14 protein-coding genes and 1 tRNA gene are annotated in these 14700 nt (G+C 60.3%); 7 read left to right on the top strand and 8 right to left on the bottom strand.

The annotated features are described in order from the left end of the window. Positions 1-473 precede the first annotated feature (473 nt). Positions 474-2219, bottom strand: a complete 1746-nt coding sequence (locus tag AC0L2B_RS23630; protein ID WP_473747028.1) for an alpha/beta hydrolase — start codon at positions 2217-2219, stop codon at positions 474-476. 398 nt (positions 2220-2617) lie between these two features. Between AC0L2B_RS23630 and AC0L2B_RS23625 the strand changes: the two genes are divergently transcribed. From AC0L2B_RS23625 to AC0L2B_RS23615, 3 genes are all read left to right on the top strand, one after another. Then, a complete protein-coding gene (locus AC0L2B_RS23625) occupies positions 2618-3757 on the top strand; it encodes a hypothetical protein (RefSeq protein WP_473747026.1) in 1140 nt (379 codons plus the stop codon). A gap of 121 nt (positions 3758-3878) precedes the next feature. Next, on the top strand, positions 3879-4697 hold the full coding sequence (locus tag AC0L2B_RS23620; RefSeq protein ID WP_473747025.1) for a sterol desaturase family protein: 819 nt from the start codon (positions 3879-3881) through the stop codon (positions 4695-4697). Beyond that, a complete protein-coding gene (locus AC0L2B_RS23615; protein ID WP_473512103.1) occupies positions 4681-5346 on the top strand; it encodes a methyltransferase family protein in 666 nt (221 codons plus the stop codon). The genes AC0L2B_RS23620 and AC0L2B_RS23615 overlap by 17 nt, the downstream gene beginning before the upstream one ends. A 428-nt stretch (positions 5347-5774) precedes the next feature. On the opposite strand, the gene AC0L2B_RS23610 is transcribed toward AC0L2B_RS23615, so the two are convergent. Continuing rightward, positions 5775-5851: transfer RNA gene (locus AC0L2B_RS23610), tRNA-Arg, on the bottom strand. A 150-nt stretch (positions 5852-6001) separates the two neighbouring features. Here AC0L2B_RS23610 and AC0L2B_RS23605 point away from each other — a divergent pair. Both AC0L2B_RS23605 and AC0L2B_RS23600 read left to right on the top strand, forming a co-directional pair. Continuing rightward, on the top strand, positions 6002-6301 hold the full coding sequence (locus tag AC0L2B_RS23605; RefSeq protein WP_473747023.1) for a hypothetical protein: 300 nt from the start codon (positions 6002-6004) through the stop codon (positions 6299-6301). Between the two features lie 72 nt (positions 6302-6373). Next, positions 6374-6520: a glycine zipper domain-containing protein gene (locus tag AC0L2B_RS23600; RefSeq protein ID WP_236368745.1), complete on the top strand. Its 147-nt coding sequence runs from the start codon at positions 6374-6376 to the stop codon at positions 6518-6520. A gap of 102 nt (positions 6521-6622) precedes the next feature. Here the strand turns inward: AC0L2B_RS23600 and AC0L2B_RS23595 are convergent, their stop codons facing one another. Then, a complete protein-coding gene (locus AC0L2B_RS23595; protein WP_473747021.1) occupies positions 6623-7786 on the bottom strand; it encodes a M20 aminoacylase family protein in 1164 nt (387 codons plus the stop codon). Positions 7787-8016: 230 nt separating this feature from the next. Between AC0L2B_RS23595 and AC0L2B_RS23590 the strand changes: the two genes are divergently transcribed. Next, the gene (locus AC0L2B_RS23590) at positions 8017-9180 is read left to right on the top strand and encodes a D-alanyl-D-alanine carboxypeptidase family protein (RefSeq protein WP_473747020.1); all 1164 of its coding nucleotides are present in this window, start codon (positions 8017-8019) and stop codon (positions 9178-9180) included. A 4-nt stretch (positions 9181-9184) separates the two neighbouring features. Then, the gene (locus tag AC0L2B_RS23585) at positions 9185-10294 is read left to right on the top strand and encodes a CobW family GTP-binding protein (protein WP_473747018.1); all 1110 of its coding nucleotides are present in this window, start codon (positions 9185-9187) and stop codon (positions 10292-10294) included. A gap of 219 nt (positions 10295-10513) precedes the next feature. Here the strand turns inward: AC0L2B_RS23585 and AC0L2B_RS23580 are convergent, their stop codons facing one another. From AC0L2B_RS23580 to AC0L2B_RS23560, 5 genes are all read right to left on the bottom strand, one after another. Further along, positions 10514-10795 carry a sulfurtransferase TusA family protein gene (locus AC0L2B_RS23580; protein WP_473747017.1) on the bottom strand — a complete coding sequence of 94 codons (282 nt, stop codon included), beginning with the start codon at positions 10793-10795 and terminating at the stop codon, positions 10514-10516. A gap of 5 nt (positions 10796-10800) precedes the next feature. Beyond that, positions 10801-12129 carry a L,D-transpeptidase family protein gene (locus AC0L2B_RS23575; RefSeq protein ID WP_128168754.1) on the bottom strand — a complete coding sequence of 443 codons (1329 nt, stop codon included), beginning with the start codon at positions 12127-12129 and terminating at the stop codon, positions 10801-10803. Positions 12130-12422: 293 nt separating this feature from the next. Further along, entirely contained in the window at positions 12423-13373 is a 951-nt protein-coding gene (locus AC0L2B_RS23570; protein WP_287235647.1) for an acetyl-CoA carboxylase carboxyltransferase subunit alpha, read from the bottom strand. A gap of 117 nt (positions 13374-13490) precedes the next feature. Further along, the gene (locus AC0L2B_RS23565) at positions 13491-14408 is read right to left on the bottom strand and encodes a site-specific tyrosine recombinase XerD (protein ID WP_473521030.1); all 918 of its coding nucleotides are present in this window, start codon (positions 14406-14408) and stop codon (positions 13491-13493) included. A 5-nt stretch (positions 14409-14413) separates the two neighbouring features. Continuing rightward, positions 14414-14566 carry a histidine kinase gene (locus AC0L2B_RS23560; protein WP_091593135.1) on the bottom strand — a complete coding sequence of 51 codons (153 nt, stop codon included), beginning with the start codon at positions 14564-14566 and terminating at the stop codon, positions 14414-14416. Positions 14567-14700: the final 134 nt, after the last annotated feature.

Raw genomic sequence — 14700 nt, 5'->3', positions numbered from 1 at the left:
GCCGCGCACCATCGCAGGCGGAAAGGCGCGAGGAATTCCTGGTAGTATGGATGCTTGGCGATATCGTCTGACGTCAGGAGGTCGAACTCCGAGGTGACCCCTTTCCGATCGAGGAAGTTGATGAGGCGATACCCGTCCCGGTCAATCCAACCATCGCGGACGTAGGTGTCGAGAGCCGGGGCCATGGTGCGGCTGCAAGGCACGAGTGGCAGATGTCCCTTTTATGTCGAAGAGCAGCGCTCCGGCGCTCCCGGTGGCCTTTTCTGCCACCTCCATCGCGGAATCCCAGCGTGATGGATCGAGGGCTGCCTCGGCAAAGGCAACACCGATCGCGTCAAAATCGAAAGCAGCGCCCACCGCCAGCCCCTTGGTAGGCACCTATCTAAACATACTGAATCTTGGATAGCGAGTCGGACCGCCTCGGGGCCGCCCGCGATCGTGATGCAGCTTGGCGGCGCTTGCTGCCAGGAGAATTAGTGTTTTTTGGGCGATGTTGAAGAGCGATGCCTGAACCGGAACGGCGACCTCATCTGCTTTGGCGACCTTATCGCCGCAGCCCGCTGCGTTACCGGCCCTCGCCACTGCTCCTCCGACGCGGCGGTGAACTGCGGGGCCTGCATTCGCCCAATGCACCCAGTCTTCAGCTTGCGTCTGGGGTTCGCCAGGAAATCGGCGACAACCTCCGATCCGCAAGGGTCGGAATCGATCACATCGTGCCCAATCCCGCGAAGCACGACGACCTGCCCAAAAGGAAGGCTTTTGGCCGCACGATATGCCCAGTGAGTCGGGGTTGCCGGATCATACTCGCCCGACAACAGCAGTGTCGGGATATCCAGGCGGCGGGGATGCTTTTGCGAAACCGTCATTCCCTGGGGAAACCAAAGCGGGCAAACCCAGGTATAGTCGGCCTCTCCGATCCACTTCGTCCAGTATTCGAGGTGCTTGTCAGGCAACTCGGATCTGTTGGTCTCAGAGCAAGTGACCGAAAAATCCATGCCCTGGGCAACCTCGGTATCGTCATGCTCAAAGATCATACCCGCAAGCGGTCTGAAATCGTTTTCGTATGTTTTCTCGACTAGCTTTGGAAGATCTTCGATAACGTAACGATCATATAGCAGCCCGAATATAAGCTCAAGAAAATCCGCGCCGGAGACATATCTGTACTGAGCGGGATCGTTTTCCCTGTCGTCGCTCCGCAAAAGCACCGGCTGTTTGTCCAGCTGCTTTACGATCGCTCGCACCGCGTTTCCCAGTCCGCGCATGCAATTTTTCGATTTTTGGCAATCTCGTTCCAGCAGGCGCAAAGAACGATCCAGATTTCGCTCATCTTCCTTGAGGTAGTCGATATCAAGGGGAAGAACGGAATCCAGAATGCTCGCCGAGACGCCCTCTGGATGCTCGTTCATCACTTCCAAGGCAACTCTTGTGCCGTAAGAGACCCCGTAGAGTACCCACTTCCTTATGCCAAGAGCCATGCGAACGTCGTTGACGTCTGCTGCATTTTCGGCGGTGTTGTAGGCGAAGAGGTCAATGCCCTTTGCTATCAGCCCGCTTCGGCACGCGACCACCTCATCTCTCATGAGCTTGTCAAAGCTGATTTCAGCATCGACGCTTAGCGAAATGGAGTTCCAATGATCGGCCTTGAAGTATCGCGAACAGCTCAGCCTGGGAATTGACTTTCCTATCCCTCGTTGGTCGACCACGACCACTCGGCGCCCGATCATCCAATTTTGATCACTTATGAACTGCCACCACGCCTCGATGTCTTCCCTGTCGCCAATATCGGTGGGCTGGCCAGGCCCGCCCGTGAGAAACACAATGGGCTCATGCCGCTCGCGGTCGGGTTCGAAGACCACCACCGATAGAGTGATTTCAGTCCCAGAAGCTTTTTTGCGGTTTTCAGGGACATTGAGAGTCCCGCACGTCATTCCACGGTCGCGCGGAACCTCGAACCAGCAATTCGTTTTCTTGAACTCTCCGGCATGGATATCCCCGCTCCACGCGCAAAAGAGAAGTACAGCTGAGGCGAGCTTAAGGAGTACTCGATCCAGATTGATGAACATACGTCGAAAAGAGGCGCGCATGTTGCCCTCCAGCATGAAGCAAGGCCTGAGGCATTCGCGCGCCACCCACTGAGCTTTGACATCAGCGCGGTCGTAGGAATGATCGTAGTTTCCCCCTGCCCCACCAATTGCCAAGTGCGATTTTGCTCGCAGCAAGCTACCCCTCATCGATAATAGAGTGGTTCCATGGGCCGCGCATGACCCATTTGGGTATAGGATCATGGCGACCGTGGCGTCAGGGCAGTTGTCACCGTTGCCGTACCCCTGAGCCTGTGGAGCGCGCCGACTTACTCCGTCGGGCCGCGGCAGCGATCCAGGACTATCGTGACGAGATCGCCATCGCATTCGGGTTGGCGCATGCCGACGAGATCGTCGGCAAGCACGCGATTGCGAATCCCACAATGCGCTTTGCCTGGAACGCTATCGCGACGGGCATAAGAGGAAGAAATGCCGCAGCGATGGAACGACCAACAATTATCGTGATCACAACCGTTTCACGTTAACCGTTAGGAAACGACAGGCTCGTTAAATGAGTCTCCCCAAGGGGCATAAATATGGCACTTCACCTTTCGGCGGATGCGATTCCTGTGGCGGCGGCCCCACAGAAGTATCTTTTTGGTCCAGTCGCTGACTTTCTCATGCTTGGCGGGAGCGCGTTGCTCATCCTGCCGGTCTTGTTTTTTGTCCCTCTTAAGTACGAAGGTTTCGTGGGCGCAACGATGTTGTTGCTGGCTCATCTGATAAACCATCCGCACTTTGCCCACTCGTATCAATTTTTCTATCGCAATTTCGGGCGGAAGGTGCGCGGAGACGGATATGACAAGAACCTTCAGGTCCGTTACATCTTCGCGGGCATTGTCGTCCCGCTGATCATGGGCGGTTTTTTTGCTTACGGTTCAATAGCGGGGAATGCGCGCCTGCTGGGGTATGCTGGCAATGCGATGGCCTTTTTTGTGGGCTGGCACTATGTCAAGCAAGGCTACGGCATGCTGATGGTGGACGCCGTATTGAAGCGCAGGTTCTTCAACGAGCAAGACAAGAAAGTGCTGCTGTTCAACGGCTATGCCGTATGGCTGTTCGCCTGGCTTCAGACAAACGCGGTGATCACCGAAAGGCAATTCTGGGGCTTGGACTACTACACATTTGCCGCCCCCTCATGGGTCACCAATATTGCCGTATTTGCCGCCGCTGCTTCCACGGCAGCCACGGTCGTGATGCTGATCAATCGCTGGCACAAGCATGGTGGCACGCTACCGTACAACGGCGTCGTCGCTTACGTCGTGTCTCTATACGCCTGGATTCTATTTGTGAGGATAAACCCGCTCTGGTTGCTTGTGGTGCCGGCGCTCCATTCGTTGCAGTACCTGGCGGTGGTCTGGCGTTATCAGACCAATGTAGAGCTCGACCGTTCAGATGCTGTTATAGAACCCGAATTCAAGGTCCTGTCTATTATTGGTCCGATGTATAGGTTGCGAGTGCTGGGCTTTATCATCATTGGTAGTGTTCTTGGGATTCTCGGTTTCTGGCTGGTCCCGATCGCGTTGTCTGCTTTGATTCCTTATAATAAAGAGGTGCTCGGCTCGTCGCTGTTCCTCTTCATAGCGTGGATATTCATCAACGTGCACCACTACTTTCTGGATAACGTTATGTGGCGACGAGGCAATCCAGAGGTATCAAAATATCTGTTCCGCTAGTCACTTGCCGCGGCAATCTTGTGATGGCCATAGATAGCCGGCCGGACCGCTCGCCACGCGGAGGCCAGCGTCGGAAAACGGTTCGGCCATACCTGCGTCAGCCGCTTGGTGGGCTTCAATAATGTTCGAGATAATCGATCTGAAAGCGATTCTGATCGTTTTTATGATCTTCGTTCCGCTGGAGCATCTGGTGCCGCTGCATGAGGGGCGACGGTACCTGCGACGGGCGTTCGTAACCGACCTCCTTCACCTGCTGGTGACCGGACTGCTGTTCAAGATCGGATTTCTGATCTTTGTCGGCGCCTGTATGATGGCCATCAATTCAGCCGTTCCGAGTATCATCGGCCAAACGGTGCGGGCGCAGCCCATATGGCTCCAGACGATCGAGGTGATCGTTATCTCGGACGTTGGTTTCTACGTCGCACACAGGACGCTCCACTCTGTGCCGTTCCTTTGGCGTTTTCACGCGATCCACCACAGCATCGGAGAACTGGACGCCCTGGCTGCCCACCGTGTTCATCCCCTCGACCAACTCTTCGTCAAGGCGACGTCGCTCCTACCGATCTACGCCCTCGGCTTTTCGGTCTGGCCAACCATCATCGCTGGGCTGATCTACCAATGGCAGGCGCTACTAATTCACTCGAACATCAGGATCGGGTTTGGGCCGTTCAAGTGGGTGGTCGCCTCACCGCTCTTTCATCATTGGCACCATGCTAACGAGCCAGCGGCCATCGACAAGAACTTCGCCGGCCAGCTTTCTATCATCGATGCGATATTCGGCACGATGTACATGCCCAAAGCGATGCCGACGAAATACGGGACCGACGAGCCGGTGCCAGATGCCTATTTGGGACAACTCGCCTATCCGTTCACCACGCCTAAAAGGCCCATCGCATCAGACTTGCAAATGGCGGAGCTGAATCATGACCAGTCGAATTGAAGACTTCGCCGGCCAGGCCGCGATCCTGGCTATTTTCTCGGCGCTGGTAGTGCTGGAAACAGGTACAATTGGCGGCATATTCAATGCGCGCGAGAGTCTCGAAGGATGGTCGCTAGTATTGATCTCTCGGATCGCTGCCTTAATCTTCATGGCTATGTCGCTCTTTTTCACGCTGGTGAGGCTGCCGGCCAAGGCCAGCGCGTCGGGCCTTGCACCGCGCATAGTCTCGATCGCGGGAACCTTTGTGATGTTCTTGCTGGTCGTACTCCCGGTCGGAACCGTTCCAACAGAAGTTCGACTGTTTGGAACCGCGATGATCGTGGTGGGCACGATCCTTTCAGCCTACTGCCTGCTTTGGCTTGGACGGTCATTTTCTATAATGGCGACAGCTCGAAAGCTCGTGATCGCCGGCCCCTATAGCATCGTCAGACACCCGCTTTATGTTGCGGAGGCGATCACAATCAGCGGTGTTATCATCGCCAACTGGTCGATCTCGTCGGTTGCGGTCGGTGCCTGCTGGTTTATGCTTCAGTTCCGGCGGGCCGTGAACGAAGAGCGCGTGCTGCGCGCCGCGTTCCCCGAATACCAGGAATACGAACGGCGAGTGCCAATGCTGCTACCATTTCGAGTGGTCAAGGCAGCCCGCTGATCGTTTCCGGCGCCACCTGGTTAGGATCGAGATAGAGTATCTTGTTGGGCAACGGCGTCAGGCCATATGCCGTGCGGAATTTCCCGTTGTGGCGCTTCTTTCGACGCTCGCCTGAGGACATGAGCTACAAGGCGTTCCCTTCTAGTTCTTCTGACGAATTGAAGCGTTGCGACCGGAACGGAAACAGGCGTAATGACGTAGCGTGTCTCGAAGCAGGGCGTGGTCCAGGAGCCAGGGGTTTGGCAAACTATTTGGTCTCGTCATCTGTTTTGTCTTCTTCCTGAGTGCACTGCACGTTGCGGATGAAAACGGTGTCTGGCTGGCACCAAGCGCACACCAGGCGCGCTACGACCACAACGTGTACAAAGTTCGCCATACAAAATCGCAGAAAAAAGTACGGCGATGGCTCCCTAAGTAATTGAAAACTATGGTGATCCCGACAGGAATCGAACCTGTGACCTACAGATTAGGAATCTGCCGCTCTATCCTACTGAGCTACGGGACCACGCGGCCCGACACATAACTGCTTCGGACCGTTTCGCCAAGAGGCAAGCTTGACGCAATCGGCCGGTCACGAGTGGACCGCAAAGATGAGCCGGAAATAGCGGAACTTCGGACCACCGCCGCGCTTTAGTGTGCCGAAGGAGAGACCCGCATGAGTGCCACGAAAGAGTTCTTCGAAACCTGGCTCCAGGAGAACGTCGGTAACCTGCCCGCGGAAAGCGAAGTGAGCGTGGCCGTCCTGGTTCAGCAATTCGAGCAGGATGCCGATGCGGCCGGCTATGGTCACGAGGTGCGCCAAGACGAGATCGGCGACATCGAAGAGGCCATTGAGAAAGCTCTGAACGGGGCCCGGACAGGCGAACAGCCGCGGGCTGACGATCCGGCCGAAGAGAGTGATCTGGCGCCCGTCATGGAGGCGCTGGAGGTCGACGACCCGAAGAGCGGGCCGTAGCGATCCCAGGCAACATCGGATGGCAGCCTACCAGCGGTTGCAGCTCTCCCCTTCCACCCTAAATGACCCGGCATGATGGATGCCAAACACATCACACTCGGCGTTGTGATCGGCGTGGCTATCGGTGTCGCATCGGACAATATCATTGCGGGTATCGGAATCGGTATCGCCCTGGGCATTGCCTTGGGTCTTGCGCGGAGGCGGTCCGGTCGGAAGTGACGATCGGAGCATCGCCACGTCCCGGGCCCGACCGCCTTGTAGCCATCCCAATCGCAGCGCACCCCTCGGATCAAGCCGCAGGGCGGTTTTATGGCCGATGCATCAGGTAGCCAGCGCCGTCTCCGCGAGTTTCACCCAATAGCTCATGCCGTGCGGGATGACCTCGTCGTTGAAGTCGTAGGCAGGGTTGTGGAGACCGGCGGTGTCGCCATTGCCGATGAAGATGAAGGCGCCCGGCCGCGCCTCCAGCATGTAGGAGAAATCCTCGCCGCCCATCACCGGCTGGATGGCGCGTTGCACCTGTGCCTCGCCGGCGATTTCAGCGGCGACATCGCTGGCAAAGACCGTCTCCTCCGGATGGTTGAAGGTGACGGGATAATTGGCTTTGTAATCGACCTCGATCGTTGCGCCGAAGGCCGCGCCCACGCCCTCACAGATGGCGCGCACACGCTGCTCAGCCTTCCTGGCGACCTCCTTCTTCAGCGTGCGCACGGTGCCTGCGATCTCGGCGCTCTCGGGAATGACATTGTAGGCGTCGCCGGCGTGGAATTTCGTCACCGACACCACGACAGCCTCGACCGGATCGGTGCTGCGCGAGGCGATCGTCTGCAGAGCGCCGACGAGCTGGCTGGTGATGACGATCGGGTCGATCGTGCCGTGCGGCATCGCCGCATGCCCGCCCTTGCCCTTGACCGTGATGGTGAATTCGGCTGTCGCCGCCATGATCGGGCCCGGCTTGATGGCGAATTGTCCGACCGGCAGGCCCGGCATGTTGTGCATGCCGAACACCTTGGAGATGCCGAAGCGCTCCATCATGCCGTCCTTGACCATCTCGTTGCCACCGCCGCCGCCTTCTTCGGCCGGCTGGAAGATCACTGCGACGGAGCCGGCGAAATTGCGCGTCTCGGCAAGGTATTTGGCGGCACCGAGCAGCATCGCGGTGTGGCCGTCATGGCCGCAGGCGTGCATCTTGCCCGGAATGGTCGAGGCGTAGGGTTTCCCGGTGATCTCGTTGAGCGGCAGCGCATCCATGTCGGCGCGCAGGCCGATGCTCGTGCCTTCGCCCAGGCGGCCGCGGATGATGCCGACGACACCGGTCTTGCCGAGGCCGGTCACCACGTCGTCGCAACCGAAGGCCTGCAGCTTCTCGGTGACGAAGGCGGCGGTCTTGAAGACGTCGAAATTCAGCTCTGGCGTCTGGTGCAGATGGCGGCGCCAGCCGGCGACCTCGTCTTGCATTTCGGCGGCGCGGTTCAGGATCGGCATGATGTTCCATCTCGCTGTTGGAGCAGACGGATTCAGCCTGCTGCTTTGCAATTGTGCCTGCTGTTTTAGAATTGTCATTCAGGCACTTTGCCATCTTGACGTCACATAGGCTAAATAGCACCGCAAGATAGTGATCCGGATAGAGGGACCGGATCACCATGCTGGCGATCGCGTAACAAATCTTACGGAGCCAGAGGCGACTGCGGCAAGAGGCGATTTCGGATTCCACCATGCGGTACAGGCGTTTCCTCAAATTGTTGCTCGCGGGCGCCGTGGCGCTTGCGGCGCTGGCCGGCCCGGCTCTCGCCAATCCGACGATCGTGTTCGACCTGGAGAATGGCAAGATCCTCCAGCACCAGGAGGCATTCAAGCGCTGGTATCCTGCCTCGCTGACCAAGCTGATGACCGCCTATGTGGCGTTTCGTGCGATTGCCGCCGGCGAGGTCCAGGTCGATTCGCCGATCAAGGTGACGAAGCGTTCCGCCAGCGAGCCGCCGAGCAAGATGGGCTTCAAGCCCGGCTCGGTCATGCGGCTCGATAACGCGCTGAAGATGATACTGGTAAAATCGGCCAACGACGTCGCCATGGCCGTCGGCGAGAACATCGCCGGTTCGCAGGCCGCTTTCGCCGAACGCATGAACGCCGAGGCGCGCCGGCTCGGCATGACCGGATCGCATTTCGTCAACCCGAACGGGCTGTTTTCGCCGGACCAGTATACGACTGCGCGCGATCTCGGCTTGCTGGTGATGGCGATCCGCACGGAATTTCCACAATATGCCCCATGGTTCTCGATCGAGGGCCTGGCCGTCGGCAAGAAGCAGATCCCGAATTACAATCTTCTGATCGGCCGCTATCCCGGCGCCGACGGCATGAAGACCGGTTTCGTCTGTCCCTCGGGCTTCAACATGATCGGCTCGGCAACACGCGACGGGCGCACGCTGGTGGCGGTGGTGCTTGGCGAGAAGTCGGCCATCACCCGCGCCGAGACCGTCGCCAGGCTGCTCGACCACGGCTTTGCCACGCCGACACCGGGCTGGCTGACGGTGGCCGCGCTGCCTTCCTATGGCGACACCACATCGATCAACAACCTGAATGACGAGATTTGCAGGAAGAAGCCGGCTAAGGAGCAGTCGGAAGCTCCCCCCGTCGGCGATAAGAATGCGGCAAAATCTCTCTATCGAAAAAAACTCGATCACGCGCCGACATTGGTCGCAGTCGGCCTTGGCGGCGCCACCGGGCCAATACCGAAAGCCATGCTCGATGCATCGGGCCAGGAATATGCCGACGTGCCGCTGCCGAGCTGGCGGCCCGACCTGCCGCCGCCGCCCGGCGCCGAGCCGGCAGTGATCGGTTCCGCCACTGCGGCCCAGGAGCCCGCCAAGGCGGTGAACTAGCCTGATGAGCAGCGGCTTTCCCATCGCCGTCTCGGTGCTGACCGGTTTTCTCGGCGCCGGCAAGACGACGCTGCTCAACCGGCTGCTCAGGGATCCCGCGCTCGCCGACACCGCGGTCATCATCAACGAGTTCGGCGAGGTGGCGATCGACCATCTCCTGGTCGAACAGGCCTCCGACGGGATCATCCAGCTTTCCGACGGCTGTCTCTGCTGCACGGTGCGCGGCGAACTGGTCGACACGCTGGCCGACCTCGTCGACCGGCTGCAGACCGGCCGCATCGCCAGGCTTGCCCGCGTCGTCATCGAAACCACCGGCCTCGCCGATCCGGCGCCGGTGCTGCAGTCGATCATGGCCCATCCGGCGCTGGTCGAAGCCTTCCGGCTCGACGGCGTCATCACGCTGGTCGACGCGGTCAACGGCGATGCGACGCTAAACGCCCATGTCGAGGCAGTGAAGCAGGCGGCGGTCGCCGACCGCATCGTGCTGACGAAAACCGATCTGGCCATCGATCCGCGCGACGTCGAGGCCTTGCGGGCGCGGCTGCGGCAGATCAATCCGGGTGCCGAACTGCTCGATGCGGCTGACAGAAGGACCGATGCAGCGGCGCTGTTCGATTGCGGCCTCTACAACCCAGCCACCAAGTCCGCCGACGTGCGGCGCTGGCTGGGCGAGGAAGCCGCCCATGATCACCACCACCACTATGGTGACCACGGCGACCATGACCACGATCATGACCATCGGCACGATTCCCGGGTGCGCTCCTACTCGCTCGTTCATGACGGGCCGGTGCCGTTTTCGGCGATCGAGATGTTCCTCGACCTGTTGCGATCAGCACATGGCGAGCGCCTGTTGCGCATGAAGGGCGTCATCGAATTGCTGGAAGACCCGTCACGGCCACTGGTCGTCCACGGCGTCCAGAAGATCCTGCATCCGCCGGCGCGGCTGCCGTCCTGGCCGGACGGCCAACGCGGCACAAGGCTGGTGCTGATCACGCTCGACATGCCGGAAGATTACGTCCGCCGGCTGTTTGCCGCCTTCACCAACCGGCCGTCGATCGACTCACCGGACCGCGCAGCGCTGGAAAACAACCCGCTGGCCATCGCCGGGCGGTAGGGTTCTCGTCTTGCAGACGTAGCGCTGCCCCTCACCTGCCTGCCGGCCCCCTCTCCCCGTATAGTGACGGGGAGAGGGGGCGCTCTCACCGACGCTTTCGCCAATCAGCAACATTGCAGAAAGAGCGCCAAGGTTGCGGCCAGCTTCTTTCCTCCCCGTTTACGGGGAGAAATGTCCGGCAGGACAATGAGGGGCAGCGCAGACAGAGCGAAATTGCTCTCAGCCGCCGCCGCGCTCGACCAGAAAGCGATGGCCGCCGGAAACCGCTGCCGTTTCGATCAATCGATGGCCGCTCTCGGCGCAGAAGGCGGGAATGTCGATGACGGCGAGGGGGTCAGTGGTTTCGAGCCATAGCCGGCTGCCCGGCCGCATTGTGGCCAACCGCTTTTTTGCCTTGAGCACGGGCAACGGGCAGTTCAGGCCTTTGAGGTCGTAGACAGGGGCGGGGGCGGGGCTGGTTGAGGGCCTGTCTTCCTGGGCCCCATCTCCGTGTTCAGGCATGAAGCTCAGCCGCCGAACATGCCGAGCAGCTTCTTCTTCAGCCTTGTCGTCCTGCTTTCACCGGCATTCGCCGCCTGCGTTGCGGCCGGGGCGGCATCGGGGGACGACGCGATTGTCGCGGTAGCGACAGGCGCTTCGGCAGCGGCCCTGGCCTCCTCCTCTTCGGCCAGCGAATTGATCCTGGCCGTTTGCTTTTCGGCCAGAGCCTGAGCCCTGGCCGCCTCTTTCGCGGCCTTGGCCGCTTCTATAGCGGCAAGCCTTTGCTCCTCGGCCTTCTGCTTGGCGGCCTTCTCCGCGTCGAGCGCGGCCATCTTGCGGCCCGCCGGCGAATCGATGCGGCCCATGCGCGCCGTCTCTGTCACCGAGCCGTCGGCGTTGAACGAAGGCGGATCGATCGGCACGCGTTCGCCACGGGCGCGTTTCTTCGACCACTCGGAAACGATGCTGGCTTCCTTGATCCCGCCGATGGTCGGCTTGGGCGCCGGCACGCTGGCCTTGACCGCGCCGCTGAAAGCCGCCTCGTAGGTGCTCTGGTAGGCATTGAAGGCGCTCTTCAGCGAATCCGGCTGCGTCGTCGCGGGGCAGGCGCCGGTCGGATCGAAGGTCTCGCCGTCAGGCGCGACCTGGTTGAAGACATAGCGCTTCTCGCAGACATCGACCTTCGGCGGCACTTTCGTGATCTCGAAATTGTCGTAGCCGACCTTCAGCATCTTCCAGAATTCGTAGTTCGGATCTTTGCGATAGCGCGCCATGTTGGCGGCGGTCATGCGGAACGGAAAGGCCTGGATCTGGAACTCGGTCTGCCCGCCCTGGAAAGCGTCGCGGCCGAAGGCGTAGATCTGCTCGATCTGCGCGTCGGTCATCGAATAACAGCCCGACGACGAGCAGGCGCCATGGACCATCAGATGGGAACCGGTGCGGCCATTGGCGCGGTCGTAGACGTTGGGATAGCCGATGTTGAAGGCAAGGTGGTAGCTCGACCGCGGATTCATCTGCGCCGGACGGACCGTATAGAAGCCCTCCGGCGCCTGGCGGTCGCCTTCGGTGTATTTGGGACCCAGCTTGCCCGACCATTTGCAGATGTCGTAGCTGGCGACCAAGTCATAGCGACCGTTGGTCTTGGCCTTCCAGATTTCGAGCTTGCCCTCTTCCTTGAAGATGCGGGCCATCACCGGCGAGGTGCGGGTCATGCCCTTGGCCTTCATGCTGGCCAGGATTTTTTCGGGCAACGGCTTGTTGGCGTGGGGGGCAAAATCCTTCATCGAAGAATCGTTGCAGCCAGCGACGCCTATCGCGGCAATCACAAGTGCGGTGCGGGCAAGCTTGGCAAACATGGCTATGTCTTTTCTTTCGGACCGCAGGCATCAGGGCAGACAGGCCCAACCCTAAGCCCGTTAACCTTGAAAATTCCTTACCGCAGCGCCGGGCCTTACGGCAATCCGATTGAAACGAGCGCAGCGGCATTTTTGTGGCGAAGGTGCTTAATCTCGCCACATTGCGGCGTCGAAACCGTCCGGCGGTCCGTCCGACTGAAATCGGCCGGCCTGAATCCTCTTGTTCGACCACGCCTTTTGCGAAAACCGGTACCCACTTTTTGCTGCGCTGAGCCTCGGTTCGGGATCATAGTCTAGAGGTTTCGCCCCATAGCCAGATATTTCTCGCGGCGCTGCTCACGAAAATCGGTGTTGGCGCCGGAGAATTCCTTCATCGTTTTGGCGATGAGATCGCCGGTGGCGGCAATCACCGTATCCGGGCCACGATGGGCGCCGCCGAGCGGTTCGGGAACGATGGCGTCGATGATCTTGAGCTCCAGCAGATCCTGAGCGGTGATCTTCATGTTGGTCGCCGCATCCTTCGAGCGGGTGGTGTCGCGCCACAGGATCGAGGCGGCGCCCTCCGGCGAGATCACCGAATAGATGGCGTGCTCGAGCATGTAGACGCGGTTGGCGGTGGCGATCGCGATGGCACCGCCCGAGCCGCCTTCGCCGATGACCACCGAGATCGACGGCACCTTCAGGCGAAGACAGGCCGAGGTCGAGCGGGCGATGGCTTCGGCCTGGCCGCGCTCCTCGGCATTGACGCCGGGATAGGCGCCGGCCGTGTCGACCAGCGTCAGCAACGGGATATTGAAGCGGTCGGCGAGTTCCATCAGCCGCACCGCCTTGCGATAGCCCTCCGGCCGCACCGAGCCGAAATTATGCCTCAGCCGGCTGGCCGTGTCCGAGCCCTTTTCCTGGCCGATGATCGCCACCGGCTCGCCGCGGAAGCGGGCGAAGCCGCCGACGATCGCCTGGTCCTCGCCGAAATTGCGATCACCGGCAAGCGGCGTGAAATCGTTGAACAGGCCCTTGATGTAGTCGACGCAATGCGGCCTGTCCGGATGGCGCGCCACCTGCACCTTCTGCCACGGGGTCAGTGCCTTATAAGTGTCGCGCAATGCGTCGCGCACGCGTTTCTCGAGCCGGCTGATCTCATCGCCGACATCGACCGCCTCGCCATTCTCGGCGAGCTTCTTCAACTCGAGGATCTTGCCTTCAAGATCGGCGACCGGCTTTTCGAAATCGAGGTAATTGTACATTCTTGAGCGGACCGATAAGCCGGGAGGCAATGACAAGCCGGGAGGCAAAGACTGGCGGAACCTGGGAAATAGAGGCTCCGGGCGGTGGAACGTCGTCCTCACATAGCGATATGACGCCTAGTCGGCAAGCGGATGATGATCGTTGACCAGCCGCACCAGCCGCTCCTCCAGAACATGTGTGTAAATCTGCGTCGTTGAAATATCGGCATGGCCAAGCAACTGCTGCACCGCCCTGAGATCGGCGCCGTTCTGCAGGAGATGACTGGCAAAAGCATGGCGCAGTACATGCGGCGATATTTTCGCCGAGGCGATGCCGGCCCGCGCGGCAAGGCCCTTCAGGTCGCGGGCGAAGACCTGCCTGGAGAGATAGCCGCTGTCGCTTGCCGCCGGAAACAGGAACGGGCTGTCTGCCAAAGCCGGCACCGTTGCCCGGGCAGCGAGCCAGGCCCGCATGGCCACGCGCGCCTTTGCCGATAGCGGCACCATGCGTTCCTTGTCACCCTTGCCGCGCACCATGAAGAAACGATCGTCGCGCAGCGCCACCGTCACCGGCAGGCCGACCAGTTCGGAAACCCGCAGGCCGGTGGCGTAGAGCACCTCGACCAGCGCATGCAGGCGCAGCGCCGCCAGGCCGTCGCCATCGTTCAGCGAGGCGCCAGCCGCCTCCTGCGCCGCACGGTCGATCAGCCGGCCGGTATCGGCCTCGCTCATCGTCTTCGGCAGCGGCCGGCCCTTCTTCGGACTGTCCAGGGTTCCGGTCGGGTCGTCGCCGCGCAGCCCCTCGGCGTAGAGGAACTTGAAGAACTGGCGCATCGCCGACAGCTTGCGTGCCTGCGAGGTGGCGGCAAAACCGCGTGCGGCTATATCGTCGAGATAGTTGCGGATATCGGTGGCGGCGGCACCAGCGAGCCCGCCGTCGATCTCCGCTGATGCGTCTTCGAGGTCGCGGCGATAGCTGGAAAGCGTGTTTTCGGCAGCGCCGCGCTCGGCGCTCATCATTTCCAGAAAGGCTTCAATGCGGGCCGCGCTGTTCATGTCTCTCAGTTTTTCTTGGGAATGAGCTTTTCGGGAGGGATGCGCACGCTCATTTCGGCCTTTCTCGGCTCGACGAACATCGCCAGAGCGAACATCGCGCCATAGACAATGCCGGCCAGAATCGTGAGCGTCACGACAAAGCGGAACAGTGTCGGCATCAATTCTCGCCCGTCTTGTTGTTCTGCGTTTCCAAACCCAGTGCCCTTATGAGACGCCAATCCGGCCAATTCAAGGGCGAAGCGCGGACGACGTGCGGCGGCGCCACGCTTGACGCAATCAGGCTTTTGATGTC

The organism is Mesorhizobium sp. WSM4815, from assembly GCF_055811575.1.
The sequence above is the reverse complement of the archived record's forward strand: the minus strand, read 5'-3'. Positions and strand labels throughout refer to the sequence as shown.